Source organism: Streptomyces sp. NPDC007084, from assembly GCF_040703595.1.
Taxonomy (GTDB): domain Bacteria; phylum Actinomycetota; class Actinomycetes; order Streptomycetales; family Streptomycetaceae; genus Streptomyces.
The window spans coordinates 1-19827 of the sequence record NZ_JBEYFY010000076.1; the positions used below are offsets into that span (position 1 = coordinate 1).

The 19827-nt window shown below is 72.8% G+C and carries 16 protein-coding genes and 2 pseudogenes; 9 read left to right on the forward strand and 9 right to left on the reverse strand.

Going from position 1 to position 19827, the window contains the following annotated elements; genetic code table 11:
- Positions 1-72: 72 nt before the first annotated feature.
- The 3 genes from AB0912_RS32960 to AB0912_RS32970 all read right to left on the reverse strand — a co-directional run bounded on the left by AB0912_RS32960 (position 73) and on the right by AB0912_RS32970 (position 3105).
- Entirely contained in the window at positions 73-1377 is a 1305-nt protein-coding gene (locus AB0912_RS32960) for a GH1 family beta-glucosidase (RefSeq protein WP_366706437.1), read from the reverse strand.
- A gap of 298 nt (positions 1378-1675) precedes the next feature.
- Positions 1676-1942 (reverse strand): protealysin inhibitor emfourin, encoded by a 267-nt coding sequence (locus AB0912_RS32965; protein ID WP_366706439.1) that lies wholly within the window; start codon positions 1940-1942, stop codon positions 1676-1678.
- Positions 1943-2034: 92 nt separating this feature from the next.
- The gene (locus AB0912_RS32970; RefSeq protein WP_366706441.1) at positions 2035-3105 is read right to left on the reverse strand and encodes a M4 family metallopeptidase; all 1071 of its coding nucleotides are present in this window, start codon (positions 3103-3105) and stop codon (positions 2035-2037) included.
- Positions 3106-3424: 319 nt separating this feature from the next.
- Between AB0912_RS32970 and leuA the strand changes: the two genes are divergently transcribed.
- The 3 genes from leuA to AB0912_RS32985 all read left to right on the forward strand — a co-directional run bounded on the left by leuA (position 3425) and on the right by AB0912_RS32985 (position 7484).
- The gene (gene leuA, locus AB0912_RS32975; RefSeq protein ID WP_366706443.1) at positions 3425-5176 is read left to right on the forward strand and encodes a 2-isopropylmalate synthase; all 1752 of its coding nucleotides are present in this window, start codon (positions 3425-3427) and stop codon (positions 5174-5176) included.
- 218 nt (positions 5177-5394) lie between these two features.
- A complete protein-coding gene (locus tag AB0912_RS32980; protein ID WP_366706445.1) occupies positions 5395-6090 on the forward strand; it encodes a TerB family tellurite resistance protein in 696 nt (231 codons plus the stop codon).
- Between the two features lie 173 nt (positions 6091-6263).
- A complete protein-coding gene (locus tag AB0912_RS32985) occupies positions 6264-7484 on the forward strand; it encodes a sialidase family protein (protein WP_366706447.1) in 1221 nt (406 codons plus the stop codon).
- 15 nt (positions 7485-7499) lie between these two features.
- Here AB0912_RS32985 and AB0912_RS32990 read toward each other — a convergent pair whose 3' ends face one another.
- The 5 genes from AB0912_RS32990 to AB0912_RS33010 form a co-directional block, all read right to left on the reverse strand.
- Positions 7500-8435, reverse strand: a complete 936-nt coding sequence (locus AB0912_RS32990) for a dihydrodipicolinate synthase family protein (RefSeq protein ID WP_366706449.1) — start codon at positions 8433-8435, stop codon at positions 7500-7502.
- Entirely contained in the window at positions 8435-9478 is a 1044-nt protein-coding gene (locus AB0912_RS32995; RefSeq protein ID WP_366706485.1) for an ABC transporter ATP-binding protein, read from the reverse strand. Before AB0912_RS32995 ends, AB0912_RS32990 begins: the two co-directional genes overlap by 1 nt.
- Positions 9479-9704: 226 nt before the next feature.
- Positions 9705-11681 (reverse strand): dipeptide/oligopeptide/nickel ABC transporter permease/ATP-binding protein, encoded by a 1977-nt coding sequence (locus AB0912_RS33000; RefSeq protein WP_366706451.1) that lies wholly within the window; start codon positions 11679-11681, stop codon positions 9705-9707.
- Complete coding sequence (locus AB0912_RS33005) at positions 11681-12640, reverse strand: ABC transporter permease (protein ID WP_366706453.1); 960 nt, start codon at positions 12638-12640, stop codon at positions 11681-11683. The genes AB0912_RS33000 and AB0912_RS33005 overlap by 1 nt, the downstream gene beginning before the upstream one ends.
- Positions 12641-12653: 13 nt before the next feature.
- Entirely contained in the window at positions 12654-14282 is a 1629-nt protein-coding gene (locus AB0912_RS33010; RefSeq protein WP_366706455.1) for an ABC transporter substrate-binding protein, read from the reverse strand.
- A 242-nt stretch (positions 14283-14524) separates the two neighbouring features.
- On the opposite strand from AB0912_RS33010, the gene AB0912_RS33015 reads away from it, so the two are divergent.
- From AB0912_RS33015 to AB0912_RS33025, 3 genes and pseudogenes are all read left to right on the forward strand, one after another.
- Entirely contained in the window at positions 14525-15265 is a 741-nt protein-coding gene (locus AB0912_RS33015) for a FadR/GntR family transcriptional regulator (protein ID WP_366706487.1), read from the forward strand.
- Positions 15266-15387: 122 nt separating this feature from the next.
- Positions 15388-15642: pseudogene (locus tag AB0912_RS33020) on the forward strand (hypothetical protein); the annotation flags it as partial.
- Positions 15643-15861: 219 nt separating this feature from the next.
- Positions 15862-16089 (forward strand): annotated as a pseudogene (locus AB0912_RS33025) (protein phosphatase); the annotation flags it as partial.
- Positions 16090-16253: 164 nt separating this feature from the next.
- Here the strand turns inward: AB0912_RS33025 and AB0912_RS33030 are convergent.
- On the reverse strand, positions 16254-17015 hold the full coding sequence (locus AB0912_RS33030) for a PIG-L family deacetylase (protein ID WP_366706457.1): 762 nt from the start codon (positions 17013-17015) through the stop codon (positions 16254-16256).
- Between the two features lie 441 nt (positions 17016-17456).
- Between AB0912_RS33030 and AB0912_RS33035 the strand changes: the two genes are divergently transcribed.
- The 3 genes from AB0912_RS33035 (at position 17457) to AB0912_RS33045 (ending at position 19683) form a co-directional block, all read left to right on the forward strand.
- Positions 17457-17687 (forward strand): hypothetical protein, encoded by a 231-nt coding sequence (locus AB0912_RS33035; RefSeq protein WP_366706459.1) that lies wholly within the window; start codon positions 17457-17459, stop codon positions 17685-17687.
- A 285-nt stretch (positions 17688-17972) separates the two neighbouring features.
- The gene (gene recO, locus AB0912_RS33040) at positions 17973-18719 is read left to right on the forward strand and encodes a DNA repair protein RecO (protein ID WP_366706461.1); all 747 of its coding nucleotides are present in this window, start codon (positions 17973-17975) and stop codon (positions 18717-18719) included.
- 118 nt (positions 18720-18837) lie between these two features.
- Positions 18838-19683, forward strand: a complete 846-nt coding sequence (locus AB0912_RS33045) for an isoprenyl transferase (protein ID WP_366706463.1) — start codon at positions 18838-18840, stop codon at positions 19681-19683.
- Positions 19684-19827 lie beyond the last annotated feature (144 nt).

The window sequence follows — 19827 nt, forward strand, 5'->3', positions numbered from 1 at the left end:
GGCCCCGGCGCGTCGGCTCCCGGCGCGTCGGCTCCCGGCGCGTCGGCTCCCGGCGCGTCGGCTCCCGGCGCGTCAGCTCCGGGTCCGCAGCGCGTCCCGCAGCCACCGGTAGGAGGCCTTCGGGGTGCGCTCCAGGGTGTCGAAGTCGACGTGGACGAGGCCGAACCGGCGGGCGTATCCCTCGGCCCACTCGAAGTTGTCCAGGAGCGACCACACGAAGTAGCCGCGCACGTCCACGCCCTGCTCCGCCGCCCGGTGCAGCGCCCGGATGTGCCCGTCGAGGAAGACGATCCGCTCCTGGTCGTCGACGCCCTCGTAGGAGCAGCCGTTCTCGGTGATGACGACCGGCGGCAGCTTCTCGCCGTAGCGGTCGCGGAAGCCGGTGAGCAGTTCGGTGAGCGCCTCGGGCACCACCGGCCAGCCGAAGTCCGTCTCCGGATAGCCCTCCAACCGGTGCACGGTGAAGGGCAGTTCGGCGGGCAGCCGCAGTCCGCCGAACTCGATCTCGGTGCCCTCGGGGGCGCCCACCCGGGTCGGCTGGTAGTAGTTGATCCCGTACCAGTCGACCGGCTCCCCGATGACCTTCAGGTCCGCCTCCACGTCACCGGGCAGCAGCGCCTCGATGCCCTCCGGATAGCGGCCGAGCAGCACCGGGTCGGCGAACAGGCGGTTGAGCAGCAGGTCGTAGAAGTCGGCCGCCGCCACGTCCTCGGGGCCGGCGGAGGCGGCCCAGGTCGGGCCGTGCGAGTTGGCGATGCCGATGTCGCCCGCGCCGGCCGCGCGCAGCGCCCGTACGGCGAGACCGTGCGCGAGGAGCTGGTGGTGGGCCACCGGCAGCGCGTCGAACAGGAGCTGCCTGCCGGGGGCGTGGGCGCCCAGCGCGTGGCCCAGCAGGGTGTGTTCGGCGGGTTCGTTGAGGGTGATCCACTTCGTGACGCGGTCGCCGAGCCGTCCGGCGACGGTCCCGGCGTACGCGGCGAACCGCTCGGCGGTGTCCCGGTCCAGCCAGTCCAGTTCCACCGGCAGGTCCCAGTGGAAGAGGGTCGGCACCGGCTGGACGCCCGCCGCGCACAGGGCGTCCACGAGCCGGTCGTAGAAGTCGAGGCCGCCGGGGGAGTTCACCCGGGGCCAGGAGACGGAGAAGCGGTACGCGTCGACGCCGAGCCCGGCGAGGAGCGCCACGTCCTGCGGATAGCGGTGGAAGTGGTCGCAGGCCACCGCCGCCGTGGAGCCGTCCTTGACGCGGCCGGGTTCGGCGGTGAACGCGTCCCACACCGACGGGGCGCGTTCACCGGCGGCCCCCTCGATCTGGTGGGCCGAGGTGGACACGCCCCAGAGGAAGCCGGGCGGGAACTGCGGGAGGGGGTTCGTCGCCATGCGCGCGATCATCCGTACCCGGGGTAACGGAAGTCAACGGGTCGGGCGGTGGCGCCGGGAAGCCGACGGCCCCGGGCCAGGGTCCCGCCCGTAGACCCTGGGCGCGCCCGCCCCTAGACGCCGGGCCAGGGACCGCCCGTGGACCCCGGGCCGAGGACCCGCCCGTAGAGCCCGGGCCGGAGACCCGCCCGTAGACCCCGGGTCGCATCCACCCGTGGACCGTGGGCCGCCGCTCACCCGCTGCCCGGCCCGCGTCCCATCCGCTGCGTGGTCGCGCGTCCCGCCCGCGCCGTCCGCCTTACGCGCCCTCCTTGAGCACCCGCGTGATCAGCTCGCGCTGGTCCTCGGTGAGGCTCGGGTCGGCCGCGTGGACCGTCGTGCCGTCCACCGTGATCCGGTAGCTGAAGCCGTCGGGGACACCGGCCGGGGGCGCGTCCCGGCCGGCGGTGATCGTCCGCTCGGCCAGGGCCTGCCAGTCGGCCGCGTCGGGCCGTCCCGCCGTGTCCACCTCCGCACGGCGCTCGATGCCCGCGAACCCGCCCGTACGCCACACCTGAATAAGCATGGGTCCTGTCTAGCCGAGTCCGCCGCCCACGGCCACGGGCCCGGCGCGGAACAGCCGCTTCCAGGCCGCCGGTTCTTGGCGGGCCGCCCGTTCTAGGCCGCCGGGACCCCCACCTGTTCCCAGGCCTTGCCGACCGCCTGGAGTTCCTCCCCCTCGCCGTAGCGGGCGCGCGCCGCGGCGAGCGTGAGCCGCGCGAAGTCCGAGAACAGCGCCTGCTCGGGCAGCTCCCCGCCGGTCAGCACGTCGTACCAGAGCTGCCCGGCCCGCTCCCAGGCGTGCCCGCCGAGCGCCTCGGCGACCAGGTAGAAGGCGTGGTTGGGGATGCCGGAGTTGATGTGGACGCCGCCGTTGTCGCGGCCGGTGCGGACATAGCCGTCCATCGTGCCGGGCTGCGGGTCCTTGCCGAGGACCTCGTCGTCGTAGGCGCTGCCCGGCTCCTTCATGGAGCGCAGGGCGGAGCCGTTGACCCGGGGGGCGAGCAGTCCGGCGCCGATCAGCCAGTCGGCCTCGGCCGCGGTCTGGCCGAGCGTGTACTGCTTGATCAGCGAGCCGAACACGTCCGACATGGACTCGTTCAGCGCGCCCGGCTGGCCGAAGTAGGTGAGGTTCGCCGTGTACTGGGTGACCCCGTGGGTCAGCTCGTGGCCGATGACGTCGACCGGGATGGTGAAGTCGAGGAAGATCTCGCCGTCCCCGTCGCCGAACACCATCCGCTCGCCGTTCCAGAAGGCGTTGTTGTAGTCGCGGTCGAAGTGCACGGTGGCGTCCAGCGGCAGGCCCTCGCCGTCGATCGAGGAGCGGCCGTACGCGTTCAGATACAGCTCGAAGGTGGCGCCGAGGCCGGCGTAGGCGCGGTTGACGGTGGCGTCCTGGCCGGGCTCCTCGCCCTCGCCGCGCACCTTGGTGCCCGGCAGGTCCTGCCCGTGCCGGGCGTCGTGGATCGTGCGGTGCGGCCGGTCGGCGGTGGCGTGCGGCGGCGGTGCGACCGAGGGGGCGCCCAAGACGGTGGTGAGCTGCCGGTGGGCGCGCTCGTAGGCGTCGCGCTCCAGGGTCTGGCGGGCGGGGCCGGCGAGCGCGGGGTCCTCGCTGCGGGCGAGCCGGTCGAGGACGTGGGGCGGAATGATCGTGCAGAAGACGGGCTCGAAGCCCCCGGTGGTGGTCATGTCCGGCACCCTTGCACTGAGTTACGTCACTGTCACCACCCGCAACCATGATTGGTGAAATGGGGAGAAAGGGAGCGAGATCGTCCGCGCCGAAGTGGTATGACGCACCTTTTGTCCCGCCGGTACCCGCGATCCCGCATACTGATACGGCCCTCCGTGACGGACGCGACTCGGCTAGGCTGCGGAGCATCATGCGTTTCGGGCTGCTTCTCCTTAGCTGCCGCGGCGAGGGCCTGTAGTCGAGGCCGACCCCCTCCCCGCGGAGTCTGGCGTTGCGCCGTCGGCCGTCCTTCCGGACATCCTGAGGAGCCCACGCATCATGGCGAACAGCCACAGCAGCGAGCAGACCCGCGTCAACCGCCAGCGCCCCACGTCGATGCCGGTCCACAAGTACGGCCGCTACGACCAGGTCGACATCCCCGACCGGACCTGGCCGGACCAGCGCATCACCGTCGCCCCCCGCTGGCTCTCCACCGACCTGCGCGACGGCAACCAGGCCCTGATCGACCCCATGTCGCCCGCGCGCAAGCGCGAGATGTTCGACCTGCTGGTCAAGATGGGCTACAAGGAGATCGAGGTCGGCTTCCCCGCCTCGGGCCAGACGGACTTCGATTTCGTCCGCTCGATCATCGAGGACGAGACCGCGATCCCCGACGACGTCACCATCTCCGTACTGACCCAGGCCCGCGAGGACCTGATCGAGCGGACCGTCGAGTCGCTGAAGGGCGCCAGGCGCGCCACCGTCCACCTGTACAACGCGACCGCGCCGGTCTTCCGCCGGGTCGTCTTCCGCGGCTCCAAGGACGACATCAAGCAGATCGCCGTCGACGGCACCCGCCTGGTCGTCGAGTACGCCGAGAAACTGCTGGGCCCCGAGACGGAGTTCGGCTACCAGTACAGCCCCGAGATCTTCACCGACACCGAGCTGGACTTCGCCCTGGAGGTCTGCGAGGCGGTGATGGACGTCTACCAGCCCGGCCCGGGCCGCGAGATCATCCTCAACCTGCCCGCCACCGTGGAGCGTTCGACGCCGTCCACCCACGCGGACCGCTTCGAGTGGATGGGCCGCCACCTGTCCCGCCGCGAGTACGTCTGCCTGTCGATCCACCCCCACAACGACCGCGGCACCGCCGTCGCCGCCGCCGAGCTGGCCCTGATGGCCGGCGCCGACCGCGTCGAGGGCTGCCTGTTCGGCCAGGGCGAGCGCACCGGCAACGTCGACCTGGTCACCCTGGGCATGAACCTGTTCTCGCAGGGCGTCGACCCGCAGATCGACTTCTCCCAGATCGACGAGATCCGCCGTACGTGGGAGTACTGCAACCAGATGGAGGTCCACGCCCGGCACCCCTACGTCGGCGACCTCGTCTACACCTCCTTCTCCGGCTCCCACCAGGACGCCATCAAGAAGGGCTTCGACGCCATGGAGGCCGAGGCCGCCGCCAGGGGCGTCACCGTCGACGACATCGAGTGGGCCGTCCCGTACCTGCCCATCGACCCCAAGGACGTCGGCCGCTCCTACGAGGCCGTCATCCGCGTCAACTCGCAGTCCGGCAAGGGCGGTATCGCCTACGTCCTGAAGAACGACCACAAGCTGGACCTGCCGCGCCGGATGCAGATCGAGTTCTCGAAGATCATCCAGCAGAAGACGGACGCCGAGGGCGGCGAGGTCACCCCGACGGACATCTGGGCGACCTTCCAGGACGAGTACCTGCCCAACCCCGCGAACCCGTGGGGCCGCGTCCAGGTGCGCACCGGCCAGTCCACCACCGACAAGGACGGCGTCGACACCCTCACCGTCGAGGCCACCGTCGACGGCGCCGACACCGTCCTGAGCGGCACCGGCAACGGCCCGATCTCCGCGTTCTTCGACGCCCTGCAGTCCATCGGCATCGACGTACGCCTGCTGGACTACCAGGAGCACACGATGAGCGAGGGCGCCTCCGCGCAGGCCGCCTCCTACATCGAGTGCGCGATCGGCGACAAGGTTCTGTGGGGAATCGGCATCGACGCGAACACGACACGGGCCTCCCTGAAGGCCGTCGTCTCCGCCGTCAACCGCGCGGCCCGCTGACCCCGTTCACCTGCTTCTCTCCGGCCCCGTCCGCCTTCCGAGGCGGGCGGGGCCGCGGTCGTATACAGGCCAAACCCCGTGCGGGTCGCGAGGAGGACTCGTCCGGGGTACTGACGGCGCCTCGACAATGTGGCTAACATCACGCCAGCGCGGCGATGTTGCCGTGGGGGTACCTCCCACGCCTTTGAGGGTGTGGGGGAGTTACGGAGGTGTGCGACGTGCTGCCAGGATGGGGACGAAACGGTCGCTCGGTTCAGGTTTCCCGCGTCCTGGGCACCCGTACGGCGTGGAGCACCGTCGGCGACGGCGAGTTCTTCTGCCCCGGCTGCGGGGGCGACCGCAACTACCAGCGGCTCACCGGACGGCGCCGCTTCATCCTCCTCGGCGTCCCCGTCCTGCCCCGCGGCGAGACCGGCCCTGTCGTTCAGTGCGCCGCCTGCCACCGCCACTACGGCGCCGACGTCCTCGACCACCCCACCACCACCCGCTTCTCCGCGATGCTCCGCGACGCCGTCCACACCGTCGCCCTCGCCGTCCTCGCCACCGGCGGCACCTGCGCCCGTACGGCCCTGGAGGCCGCGGCGTCCGCCGTCCGCTCGGCCGGCCTGCAGGACTGCACCGAGGACCAGCTCGGCGCCCTCGTCGAGGCACTCGCCGCCGACACCGGCCGGCTCTTCGGCGAACCCTGCGGGGCGAGCCTGGCCATAGAGCTGCACGAGGCACTGGACCCGCTGGCCCCGCACCTCGCCCCGGCCGGCCGCGAGGCGATCCTCCTCCAGGGCGCCCGCATCGCCCTCGCCGACGGGCCCTACACCCCCGCCGAGCGGGATGTGCTCGCCACGGTCGGCGCGGCCCTGACGATCTGCTCGGACGACGTCACCCGCCTCCTGGCCGCGGCCCGCACCCCGTCCTGAACCCCGGCCCGCCCCGAAGGCGCGGTGTTACACCGGAGTGAACCGACGCCCCGTCAGGGTGCCCCCGCCGCGCACGTGTTGCCGCTTCCCCCGAGGCACACTAGCTTCTGCCTGGACATCCCACGTCCCATGTCCGGCGTGGTCCGCGCAGCACGTCCAGTCCAGGGAGTGCCATGACCACCGTCACGATCCGCGTGGCCGCGTTCGCCGGTGCCGCGGGACTTCTGACCGCCCTCGCCGCCACCGGCACCGCCTTCGCCGCCTCCGCGCACGGCCGGGACTGCGTCTCCTCCGTCCCGTACACGGCGGGCCGGTCCGGCTACGACACCTACCGCATCCCCGCGACCGTCACGACCCGCGCCGGCACCCTGCTGGCCTTCGCCGAGGGCCGGCGCGCCGGGGCCGGTGACACCGGGAGCATCGACGTCGTCCTCAGACGTTCCCCGGACGGCGGCTGCACCTGGGGCCCGCTCCAGGTCGTCGCCTCCGGTGACGGCGACACCCGCGGCAACCCGGCCCCCGTCGTCGACCCCCGCACCGGCCGGGTCGTCCTGCTCACCTCCTACAACAGCGGCGCCGTGACCGAGGCGCAGATCATGCGCGGCGAGGTCACCGCCGAGCGGAGCCGCCGCGTCTTCGTACAGACCAGCGGTGACGACGGCCGCCACTTCACCGCGCCCCGGGACATCACCGCCGAGGCGAAACGGCCCGACTGGCGCTGGTACGCCACCGGCCCCGGCCACGCGATCGCCCTGCGCCACGGCCCGCACACCGGCCGCCTGGTCGTGCCCGCCAACCACTCCGCCGCCCCGCCCGCCGGCTCCGCCGACACCGGCCAGGAGCCCAGGTACTACGGAGCCCACGCCCTCTACAGCGACGACGGCGGACGCACCTGGCGGATCGGCTCCGTGGACGACACCTACGACGGCGCGGAGAACGCCAACGAGAGCCAGGTCGCCGAACTCCCCGACGGGCGCCTCTACTTCACCGCCCGCGACCAGAACGGCACGAGCCCCGGCAACCGCCTCGACACCTACTCCGGCGACGGCGGCGAGACCCTCGACCGCCCCTACGCCGTCCAGCCCACCCTGGACGACGTCCCCGTCGTCCAGGGCAGCGTCCTCCAGCTCACCGGCGGCCCCACCCCGCCCCTGCTGTTCGCCGGCCCGTCCGTCCCCACCGCCCGCAGCTCCCCGGCCCTGTGGCGCAGCACCACCGGGGGCGCCGCGTTCACCCGGGCGGTCACCCTGTCCACCGCCCCGGCCGCCTACAGCGACCTCGTCCAGCTCGGCCCGTCCCGCGTCGGCGTCCTCTACGAGACGGGCGTCACCGGCCCCTACGAGACCATCACCTTCCGGCGCCTGCCCCTGGACGGTCCGTCCGGACAGCCGTAGGGACGCCCGGCGCCGCTACAACAGCCCCGCCCCCGCCAGGTACTTGCCCACCCGCTCGACCTCCGCCTCCGACAACGGCACCTGGGGCTCCGCCGTAGCCGGACAGGCGATGACACCCCGCAGGAACAGCGCCGCCTTGAACGCGCCGAGCGCCGACGAACTCCCGCCCATCCGCGCCGGGTCACCGACGTCCACCAGCCCGAACAGCTCGCACAGCCGCTCCTGCTCCGCCCGCGCCCCCTCCGTGTCGCCCGCCGCGCACAGCTCGTACAGCCGCACATAGCCCGCCGGGTCCACGTTGCCGAGGCCCGGCACCACGCCGTGCGCGCCGAGGGCGAGCGCCGCGTCGACGACGACCTCGGAGCCGGTGAGCACGCTGAACCCGCTGACACCGGGCAGGTTCCGGGCGCCGGTGACGACCGCGCGGAACGAGCCGAGGTCGCCGCTGGAGTCCTTCAGCCCGGCGAGCACCCCCTCGGCGGCCAGGCCGAGGACCAGCTCCGGCGACAGCTTGGTGTGCACGGAGGCCGGCAGGTCGTAGGCGAGGACCGGCAGCCCCGCACCGGCCGCGACCAGCCGGTAGTGCCGGGCGGTCTCGGCGGGATGGGTGCGGGTGTAGAAGGGGGCCGTGACGACGACCGCGTCCGCGCCCGCCGCCCGCGCGGCCCGCGCGTGCTCCAGGACCCGCGGGGTCGTCATGTCGATCGCGCCGGCCAGCACGGGCAGCCGTCCGGCCACGTGCCCGGCGGCCGTCTCCACCACCAGCCAGCGCTGCCGGTCCGTCAGATAGGCCACCTCGGACGTCGAGCCCAGCACGAACAGACCGTGCACGCCCGCGTCCATCAGATGGTCGATCAGCCGGACCAGCGACGGGACGTCCACCTCGCCGTCCGGTGTCAGGGGGGTGCAGACGGGCGGTACGACACCGGTCAGCGGGGCGGGCAAGGTCATCAAGGCTCCCTGATGTGCTGCTGGAACGGGCCCTCGGCCAGGGCGGCGGCGGACTCGGCCTGCGCGACCAGGGCGCGCGTCGGCCGGCCCTCCTCCACAGGATGGTGACACCGGAAGCGGTGCCCCGGCGCCGACGCGGCCGTGAAGTCCGGCATCCGCTCCGCGCACACCGCGTCCGCCTTCCAGCACCGGGTGCGGAACGGGCAGCCGCTCGGCGGGCGCGTCGCCGAGGGGACCGGGCCGGCCAGCGGAATCGGGTCGACCGGGTCCAGCAGCCCCGGCGTCGCCGAGAACAGCGCCCGCGTGTACGGATGCCGGGAGCGGTCGGTGACCTCGGCGGCCGGCGACTCCTCCACCACCCGCCCCAGATACATCGTGATCACCCGGTCGCTCATCCGGCGTACCGTCTGGATGTCGTGCGACACGAACACCAGCGCGAGCCCCAGGCGTTCCCTCAGGTCGAGGAGCAGGTTGAGGATCTGGGCCCGCACCGACACGTCCAGCGCGCTCGTCGGCTCGTCCGCCACCACCAGACCGGGGTCCAGCGCCAGCGCCCGCGCGATCGCCACCCGCTGCCGCTGCCCGCCCGACAACTGGCCCGGCAGCGCCTCCGCCAGCCCCTGCGGCAGCCCCACCAGCGCCATCAACTCCCTTACCCGGTCGGCCCGTTCGGCCGGGGTACCGCGCCGGTGCACATCCAGCGGGTCCCGCAGGATCCGCCCCACCGGCAGCCGCCGGTTCAGCGCGGTCGACGGGTCCTGGAAGATCATGCCGGTGCTCGCGCCGACCGCCGTGCGCCGCACGCCGGGCTTCAGCGACCACAGGTCGGCGCCGTGGAAGGTCACCGTCCCCGCCGTCGGCCGCTGCACTCCCACCAGCACCTTGGCGAGCGTCGACTTCCCGCACCCCGACTCGCCGACCACGCCGACCGTCTCGCCGGGCGCGACCGCCAGGTCGACGCCCGTCAGCGCGTACACCCGGTCCCGGGTGAACACCCCGCCGCCGCGCGCCCGGTGCACCACGTGCGCGCCGGTGAGCCGCACCAGCGGTTCCGCGCCGAAACTCGCCTTCTCCGCCGCCGGCCCGGTCACGCGCGCCCCTCCGGACGTACGCGTACTCCTCGGAATGCCCGTCCCTCCGGAGGTACGCGTACCGCTGGGAATGCCCGTCCCTCCGGACGTACGCGTACCCCCGGGCACGCCCGTCCCTCCGGAGGTACGCCTCCCCCCGGCTCCCCGCAGGCCTGCGGCGTCTGCTGTCGCGCGGGGTTCACTGGACGGCCTCGCTCTCCGTGGTCAGCAGGTCGACGGCCGGGTGGTGGCAGGCCGCCGTGTGGGTGGGCGGGCCCGCCAGGGCCGGCGCCGCCGACCGGCACAGCTCGTCCGCCAGCGGGCACCGGTCGGCGAACCGGCAGCCGGCCGGGAATCCGGCGGGGGAGGGCACGACCCCCCTGATCTGCGTCATCCGCTCGGCCGCCGACTCCAGCGACAGCACACTGCCGAGCAGCCCGCGCGTGTAGTGGTGCGCCGGGGACTCCACCAGGTCCGCTGTCACGCCCGTCTCCACGATCTGCCCGCCGTACATCACCACCACCCGGTCGGTGACGGCGGAGACCAGCGCCAGATCGTGCGACACGAGGACCAGCGCGAAGTCCAGCTCCGCCCGCAGGCGCAGCAGCAGCTCCATGACCTGCGCCTGCACCGTCACGTCCAGGGCCGTCGTCGGCTCGTCGGCGATGATCAGCCGGGGATCACGGGACAGCGCCATCGCGATCAGCACCCGCTGGCGCTGGCCGCCGGACAGCTCGTGCGGATAGCTGCGCAGGGTCCGTCCGGCGTCGAGGCCGACCAGCTCCAGCAGTTCGGCGGCGCCGCGCCGGCCCCCGCGCCGTATCACCTGTCCGAGCTGGGCGCGGACCGTCATCGCCGGGTTCAGCGAGGACAGCGCGTCCTGGTAGACCATCGCCATCTCGTGGCCCAGCAGCCGGCGCCGTACCCGCGCCGGCTCACAGGTCAGCTCCCGCCCGTCGAACCGGATACGCCCGCGCACCTGGGCGCCCCGCGGCTGGAGGCCCATCACCGTCAGCGCGGTCAGCGACTTCCCGCAGCCCGACTCGCCTACCAGGCCCAGCACTTCGCCCGGATACACCTCGAAGCCGATCCCGTCGACGATGTCCACCCCGCCGTGCCGGCCGTCGAACCCGATCGCCAGGTCCTCGACCGCGAGCACCGGGTGCGGGGCCGTCGGCCGGGGGCGGGCCCGCGCCCGCAGCCGTGCCGCGGCCTCGGCGAGTCCGGGCAGTTCGAGGACCGTGCCGCTGCCGGGCTCGGGGGCTTCGAGCCGGTCCTCGGCGGCCGGCACCGGCGCCGCGCGCGCCGCGGGCGCCGCCCAGGCGTCGGAGACCCCCTCGGAGACGATGTTCAGACAGAGCACGGTCAGCAGCATCAGCAGCCCGGGGAAGACGGTGGCCCACCACCCGCCGGTCAGCACCATGTTCTTGCCGTCGGCGATGACACTGCCCCAGGACGGGTCCGGCGGCCGCACGCCCGCCCCGATGAACGACAGCGACGCCTCGAACACGATCGCCTCGGCGACCTGCACGGTGCAGAACACCAGCACGGGCGCCGCGCAGTTCACCGCCACGTGCCGCAGCACGATGTGCGGGGTGCGGGCCCCGATCACCTGCTCGGCCGTCACATAGTCCTCCCCGTACTGGTCGAGGACGTTGGCCCGCACCACCCGCGCCACCGGCGGGGTGAACAGGAACGCGATCGCGCAGATCAGTACGGTGATGCCGCCGCCGAACACGGCGACCAGCACGGCGGCCAGCGCGATGCCGGGAAACGCCATCACCACGTCCAGGCAGCGCATCAGCGTCTCGTCCACCCCCTTGCGGGAGGTCGCCGCGAACGCCCCGAGGAGCGAGCCGGCCACGAGGGCGAGCGCGGTGGCGCCGAGCCCGATCGCCAGCGACCAGCGCGCCCCGTACATCAGCCGGCTCAGGATGTCCCGGCCGAGGCTGTCCTGCCCCATCCAGTGGCCGGCGGACGGATGCCCGGTGCCGCCGGCCTGCGGGAGCTGGTCGAGCGGGTCGTACGGCGCGATCAGCGGCGCGAACAACGCCACCAGCACCACCACCGCGAGGAAACACACCGCGATCCGCGCCGGCGGCGGGAGCCGGCGCCAGGCGCGCGGCCGGATCCCGGGCCGGGCGAGGACCCCCGCCAGTTCCTTCCGCGTGAACATCAGGACGCTTCCCTCAGTCGTGGGTTGACCAGCAGATACAGGAGGTCGATGACGAGGTTCACCACCACGAAGCCGGTGGCCGTGGTCAGCACGACGCCCTGCACGACCGCCGGGTCGCCGTTCTGCACGGCGTCGATCATCAGCTTGCCCATGCCGGGCAGCGAGAAGATCGTCTCGATGACGACCGCGCCGCCCAGCAGATAACCCACCCGCAGGCCCAGCACCGTCAGCGGGTTCACCAGCGCGTTGCGCAGCACGTTCCGGCCGACGACGACGTGGGGCGGCAGCCCGCTGCCGATCGCGGTGCGCACGTAGTCCTTGTCGAGTTCCTCCACGACGGAGGTCCGCACGATCCGGGTGAGCTGGGCGGCGACCGGCAGGGACAGCGCGAGCGCGGGCAGCGCCATCGTCCGCAGCCAGCCGGTGAGGGAGTCGGCCGGGTTGATGTAGCCGCCGGTCGGGAACCAGCCCCGGCCGACGGCGAGGTACTGGATCATCAGCAGCGCCAGCCAGAACCCCGGCGCGGCGACCCCGGTGAGCGACACGACCCGGATGACCTGGTCGGGCAGCCGGTCCCGGTGGATCGCCGCGGTGACCCCGCCGAGCAGCGCGAGGACCACCGCGATGCCAAGGCCCAGGAAGGTGAGCTGGAGGGTGAGGGGCAGCGCGGTGGTGACCTGCTCGACGACCGGCGCCCGGGTCAGCGCGCTGGTGCCGAGGTCGCCGTGGAGGAGGTCCCCGACGAAGTGGACGTAGCGCACGGGCAGCGGGTCGAGCAGGCCGTTCCGCTCCCGGAAGTCGTGCAGTTGCTCCGGGGTGGGGCCGGCGCCCTGGAAGAACGCGGACGCCGGGTCGACGTCCGAGAACCGCATCACCAGGAACACGAACAGGACGATCCCGAGCATCAGCGGCACGAGCAGCGCGACGCGGCGCAGCAGGATCCTGACGATGGCGACCACGTACCGACTCTCCCTAGGCCCACTTGGCTTGCAGCAGGTTGATGCCCGGGTAGGGCTGCGGCCTTATGCCGGTGAGCCGGTGCGGGTTCCAGGCGGTCATCAGCTCGTTGTGGACGACCGGGTAGAGCACGGCCTGTTCGGCGACGACGTCGATGTAGTCCTGGATCATCGCCTTCTTCCGGGCGGGATCGGGCTCCCGGGTCGCCCGGTCCATGTCCTGGAACAGCTTCCTGGCGACCGGGTCGGCGGCCCAGCGGGCGTAGCCCATCCACAGGTTCCGCGGGCCGTAGTTGTAGCGCATGATCAGGTCGGCGTCGAGGCCGAACTGGTTGGGGTTCGAGGCCGCGGCGACCACCTGGTAGTCCCGCTTCTGGTCCATCTTGGTGAAGACGGCCGTGGTCTCCTGCGGGGCCAGGGTGGTCTTCACGCCGATCGCGTCCCAGGACGCCTTGAGGGTCGGCAGACAGTCCACGACCCAGCTCACGTTGACCGCCAGGATCTCGATCTCCAGCCCCTTGACCCCGGCCGCCTTCAGGAGCTTTTTCGCCTTGTCGGGGTCGTGGGCGTAGACGGTCTTCGCGGGCCGGTAGGCGGGGTTGGCCTCGTTCAGGAACGACGTCGCGGGCCGGCCGTGCCCCCTGAGGGCGACCTCGACCATCTTCCTCGTGTCGACGGCGTAGCGCAGCGCCTGCCGCACCCGCACGTCGTCGAACGGCTTGTGCCGCGTGTTGAACATGAGGAACAGGTTGTTCATGCCGGCGCCGCCGCGCACGGTCATGCCGCCCCGGGTGAGCTGCCCGATGTTGGCGTACGGGATGTTGTCGGCGATCTGCGCGCCGGCGCTCGCCCCGGAGATCTTCGCGACGCGGGGCGCGGCGTCCACGATGGTCAGCCAGTTCATCCTCTTGAACGCGGCCCGGCGCGGCCCGTTGTAGCCGGCGAACGCCTCGAACGTCGTGTTCGACTTCGGGTGGTGGGCGGTCTGCCGGTAGGGCCCCGAGCCGATCGCCTTCCCCCGGATCGCGTCGTCCCAGGCGCCCGGCAGCGAGAACACGTGCCTGGGCATGATCTTCGCGAGGGTGAGCCGGGCGACCCCCTCCGGGAAGGGGAACCTCAGGACCAGCTCCACGGTCCGCGCGCCGGTCTTGCGGACCTCCTTCAGCCAGCTCGCGAAGAAGCCCTTGGCGAGGGTCTGGGTGTCCGGGTCGAGGATGCGGTCGAAGACGAACACCACGTCGTCGGCGGTGACCGGCTTCCCGTCGTGGAAGGTGGCGCCCGGCCGGAGCGTGAACCTCCAGGACGTGCCGGTCAGGTCGTCGGGGACCTGGGTGGCGAGCGCCGGGTAGGGCTCGCGGGAGATCGGGTCGGTGTCGAGCAGACCCTCGTAGACATGGTTGTTGGCGGCCATGCAGAACGCGGACGCGGTCTGCGTCGGATCCCAGCTCCCGTCGTTCCCGTAGCCGATCACGGCCGTCAGCGTGGCGTCCTCGCCACTGCCCGAACCGCCCGTGTCGTTCGTCGACTCCGGCCCCGCCGAACAGGCGGCCAGCGACGAGGAGAGCGCGGCGGCGGCGCCCAGGGCGCCCGTGTACTTCAGGAACGACCGGCGGTGCGGCGCCGGAACGGTGGTCACGTCGCGCACGGTTCCTCCAGCGAAGAGGTGGTCCAGTTGAGCGGTCCGGGCCCGCGAGGCTGGAGATACGACGTCCTACCTCATAGGGGGCAGCGTGACCATAAAAGGGGGCGCCGAGGGGGTCAAGGGATCGCACACGAATGGCGTATCTTCCACTGGTGCGACCAATGACGGCTTGAACAGGGGCAGTTGGCCGAACCAGGACTTTAATCAGCCCGGAGGTGGGACGTCCGATGTCCAGCGAGCGTACGATGCGGCGCATGTCCGAGGAGTCCGGGAACCGCGGCCGGCCCGAGCGCCGGGTGACCAGCCAGATCCAGCGCGAGGTCATGCAGCTCATCCTCGACCGGGGGCTCCCGGCCGGCTCCCCGCTGCCCACCGAGACCGAGCTGATGAACGACCTCGGAGTGAGCCGCAACTCCGTCCGCGAGGCCCTCAAAGCCCTCCAGGCGCTCGACATAGTGGAGATCCGGCACGGCTACGGCACCTATGTCGGCGAGGCCTCCATGACCCCCCTCGTCGACGGCCTCACCTTCCGCACCCTCGCCCGCCCCGACGACCCGACCGGCGCCCTCGCCGAGATCCTCCAGGTCCGCGAGGTGCTGGAGGAAGGCCTGATAAGCCGCGTCGCCGAACTCCTCACCGAGGACGAGTTCGACCGGCTGGAAACCATCGTCGCCCGGATGGAGACCGCCGCCCGCGAGGGCCGCTCCTTCCCCGAACTCGACAGCGAGTTCCACGAACTCCTCTACGCCTCCCTCGGCAACCCGCTCGTGCCACAGCTCCTCGGCGCCTTCTGGACCGTCTTCCGCCGCGTCGCCGCCGTACGCGGCTGGACCGACGACATCACCCCCGAGGTCACCGCCCGCCGCCACCGCGACATCCTCACCGCCCTGCGCGCCCGCGACGTCGAGGGCGCCCGCCGCGCGATGTCCGACCACTTCCGCGGCATCGAGTCCCGGGCGGCCCAGGGGGCCCGCGGCGTGAGCTGAGGGGGCGAGCCTCACGCCGGTTCCCGGGCGGCGGGCTATCCCCCGGGGGGACCTGGGCGCGCGGTCACCCGGGCTACCCGGGCGCGCGGGTCCGTGTCGCCCCGGCGCTCTACCCTGACCCCATGGCTGGAACCGGACCCGACGCCCGGCCCGACCCCCCTCCCGTGGACGGGACATGGGACCCGGGCGGCGCCGGTGTGCTGTGGCTGCCCTCCGGACGACTGGTACGGGGGCGGGCCCTGCGCCGCCCCCTCCCCGACGACGGCAGCCCGCCGCCCGCGTACGCCGTCCACCTGCTCGGCAAGCAGCCGCCCCCGGTGCCCTGGGAGTCCCGCTGGCTGCGGTGGCCCGACTTCCGGCTGCCCGCCGACCGCGCCTAGGGCGTGTCGTTTGGATCAGGTGGCGCCGGAGTGCGGTGCCTTGTCGGCTGGGCCGAGCGGGGCTGGGTGCGTGCAGCTGCAAGGCGGAGGAGGGCGACGACGCGGAGCGTCGGCAACCGACGACAACGCCGCTGGGGGTACCCCCTGCTCGAAGAGCTTGGGGGAGTGCGTGCCCTGCCCCGCGACCCGCCACATGATCCAAACGACACGCCCTAGGCCCGCACCGTCCTGACCGAGGCCTGGCGGCGGGCGGCCGGTGAACGGGTCGAGATCGCCTGCGCGGGCGGCCGGGGCCGTACCGGCACCGCGCTGGCCTGCCTCGCCGTCCTCGACGGCGTACCGCCCGCCGACGCGGTCGCCCACGTCCGCCGCCACTACGACCGCCACGCCGTCGAGACCCCCTGGCAACGCGCCTACGTACGCCGCTTCAGCCCCCACGACTAGCGGGCCTCCCCGGCGCGCAGGGGACCCCATCTCCCGCCAGTACGGTCCAACGGGCCTGTTATTGAGGTGAGTTGACGGGTTGAGGTGGGCCGGCATCCGGCGGGCGCGCCCCGCTCGGGCGGTCGCAGGTGCATCCCGCTCGGGCGGTCACAGGCGCACGCCGCTCAGGCGGTCAGCTCCGTCTGCGGTGGATGTGTGCTGCCGGTCTCGTGGCGGATGAACCACTCCGTGGCCATCAGCCTGCGCCGCTCCTCGGGGGGCAGTGCGGCGAGCCGGCCCGGCAGCGCGCCGCGCTCCACCTCCGCCCGGTGGGCGAACACCGCCTCCATCTTCCGGTCCAGCCACGGGCCCGCCTCGACCGTCGCCGTGACCCACGCGTCCGGGACGGCGAACAGCGGCCGGCCCGCCCGGACCAGCAGGGGGCCCAGCGCCCGGGCGGCGGAGGCGGGATGCGTGGCCAGGTAGACGGCGCCGGGCCGCCATGCCGGGCCCGCGTCCGGGTAGAGCCCGTCCAGCGCGGCGGCCCCCGCCGCGAGCACGGTCACCCGGTGGGTGTGCGCGTGGTCCGGGTGGCCGGTAAGCCCGCCGTACGCGTCGTGGGTGACCACGATGTCCGGCCGCACCTCCCGGATGTGCCCCACCAGTCGCCGTACCGACTCGTCGAGCGGCGCGTCGCAGAACCGGGCCGCGCCCGGCGCCGACCCGGGGAAGCGGGCGTCGGCGTAGCCGAGCAGGCGGGGGGTGCCCGCCCCGAGGACGGTCAGCGCGTCGGCCAGTTCCGCCGTCCGCCGGGTGCCCGGCGCCCAGGTCGCCGTCACCACCGCCGTACGGGCTCCCGACGCCGCGTGCCGGGCGAGGACACCGCCCGCCGACAGCGACTCGTCGTCCGGGTGCGCGAACACCGCCAGCAGGCTCGGCAGGGGCATCGCCGGATCGTCCTTCCCGTCGGAGTTCCCGAATCCGTCCGCGCGGACCGCCGCCCGGCGCTCCGCCCGGTCCGCGTCACCCGTCCGCCGGTATCCCGTACACCCGGCCGGAGCAGCCGACTTCACCCGGCCTCGCCGCCAACCCCCGTGCACCGGAAGGCACTTGTGACGCTCCGATCCTGTCGAGTGTAGATGCGGAGCGTCACCGGTGTGATGCGAAGAGTGAAACCGGTCGGTGCAGGGGAGCAGAACAACACCCACAGCCACACCCCCCGCCCGCGCGTGGGGGACACGCATCACCCGGAGGACGACACTCGGCGCGCACCGCGCCGAAGAGGCGGAGGAAACCGTGCAGCCATCGCGGACGGCACTCGCCCACGCGGACCCGACGGCACCCACCCGGGCCGGCGTCCCGCCCCTCACCCCCACGGCGGCGTCGCGATGAACCGCCCGGCGCCTCTCCCGCCGGTCGGCTCGTACGCCGTCGACACAGGCACCGGGAAGGTGGGCATGGTCACAGGGCACGAGGGGTCGTACGTCCGGCTGAGACCGCTCGGCGGCGGCCGCGAATGGCAGTGCCCGCCCGGCGCCGCCCGCCGAGCCACCGCGGCGGAACGCCTCAGCGCGGCCACCGCCTACGCCAACGCCCGCAGCCGCGGCGAGGTGCCCTGAGCGGACGCCGGTGAGGGCCACTGAGGGCCGGTGATGGGGTACGGGGGCCAGGCACCGGGCGGGAGGCGCCGGAGGCCGGCCTCGGTGAGGGGCGCCGGAGACCGGACCTCGGCGAAGGGCACCGGAGGTCCCGACCTCGGCGACGGGACCCCCGGAGAGGAGAGCGGACCTCGGCGACGGGACCCCGGAGGCGGAGTGCCCGTGCCCCGTCGGCGCCCCCGCCTCCGGGGGTGCAATCCGGCCCACTCGGGCCGGGGTGCCTGTGCCGTAGGCGAGAATGGCCGTATGAGTCTGTTCCGCGACGACGGCATCGTGCTGCGCACCCAGAAGCTGGGTGAGGCGGACCGGATCATCACCCTGCTCACCCGCGGTCACGGCCGCGTACGCGCCGTGGCCCGCGGCGTCCGGCGCACCAAGTCCAAGTTCGGCGCCCGCCTCGAACCCTTCTCCCACGTCGACGTCCAGTTCTTCGCCCGCGGCGGCGAACTCGTCGGACGCGGCCTGCCGCTGTGCACCCAGAGCGAGACCATCGCCCCCTACGGCGGCGGCATCGTCACCGACTACGCCCGCTACACCGCCGGCACCGCCATGCTGGAGACCGCCGAACGCTTCACCGACCACGAGGGAGAACCCGCCGTCCAGCAGTACCTGCTGCTGGTCGGCGGACTGCGCACCCTCGCCCGCGGCGAACACGAACCCCACCTCGTCCTCGACGCCTTCCTGCTGCGCTCCCTCGCCGTCAACGGCTACGCCCCCAGCTTCGGCAACTGCGCCAAATGCGGCATGCCCGGGCCGAACCGGTTCTTCTCGGTCGCCGCGGGAGGTTCCGTCTGCGTCGACTGCCGCGTCCCCGGCAGCGTCGTACCCTCGCCCCAGGCCCTCGGACTCCTCGGCGCGCTCCTCACGGGAGACTGGGAGACCGCGGACGCGGCCGAACCACGCCACGTCCGGGAGGGCAGCGGCCTCGTGTCGGCCTATCTGCACTGGCATCTGGAACGCGGACTGCGCTCCCTGCGCTACGTGGAGAAGTGACCGGCCGCCCCACCGGCCCGCCGAGCGCCGGACCAACGGCAACAACAGCAGCAGCAGAGCAGCAGAGCAGCAGAGCAGCACAGCAGCAGAGCAAGAGCCTAAGGGAGACGAGAAGCACATGGTCGTACGCGGGATCCTGGGACGCCAGCGCCGCGAGTACAAGACGCCGGAACCGCACCCCTCCGGTGCCCGCGCGCCCAAACTCCCCGGCGAACTCATCCCCGGCCATGTCGCCGTCGTCATGGACGGCAACGGCCGCTGGGCCAAGGAGCGCGGACTGCCCCGCACCGAGGGCCACCGCGTCGGCGAGGGCGTCGTCATGGACGTCCTCAAGGGCTGCATCGACCTTGGCGTGAAGAACCTCTCCCTCTACGCCTTCTCCACCGAGAACTGGAAGCGTTCCCCCGACGAGGTCCGCTTCCTGATGAACTTCAACCGCGACGTCATCCGCCGCCGCCGCGACGAGATGGACGAACTCGGCATCCGGATCCGCTGGGTCGGCCGCATGCCCAAGCTGTGGAAATCCGTCGTCCAGGAACTCCAGATCGCCCAGGAGCAGACCAAGGACAACGACGCGATGACCCTGTACTTCTGCGTCAACTACGGCGGCCGCGCCGAACTCGCCGACGCCGCCAAGGCCATGGCCGCCGACGTCGCCGCCGGACGCCTCGACCCCGACAAGGTCACCGAGAAGACGATCCAGAAGTACCTGTACTACCCGGACATGCCGGACGTCGACCTGTTCCTGCGCCCCAGCGGTGAGCAGCGCACCTCCAACTACCTGATCTGGCAGTCCAGTTACGCCGAGATGGTGTTCCAGGACGTGCTATGGCCCGACTTCGACCGCCGCGACCTGTGGCGGGCCTGCGTCGAGTACGCCCAGCGCGACCGCCGCTTCGGCGGCGCCGTCCCCAACGAGGACCTCCTCGCCATGGAACGGGGCATCCGGGGCGACGGCTCCTGACCCTCGGTGGCCGCACCCCGGTCCCGGTACGCGTACGGCGGCACGAAAACGGCCCCTCCTCGTCGGATGATCGACCGATCGACCGATCGAACGAGGGAGGGGCCGTACTCGGACATCGGCTCGGCAACGGCCACCCGCGGGCAC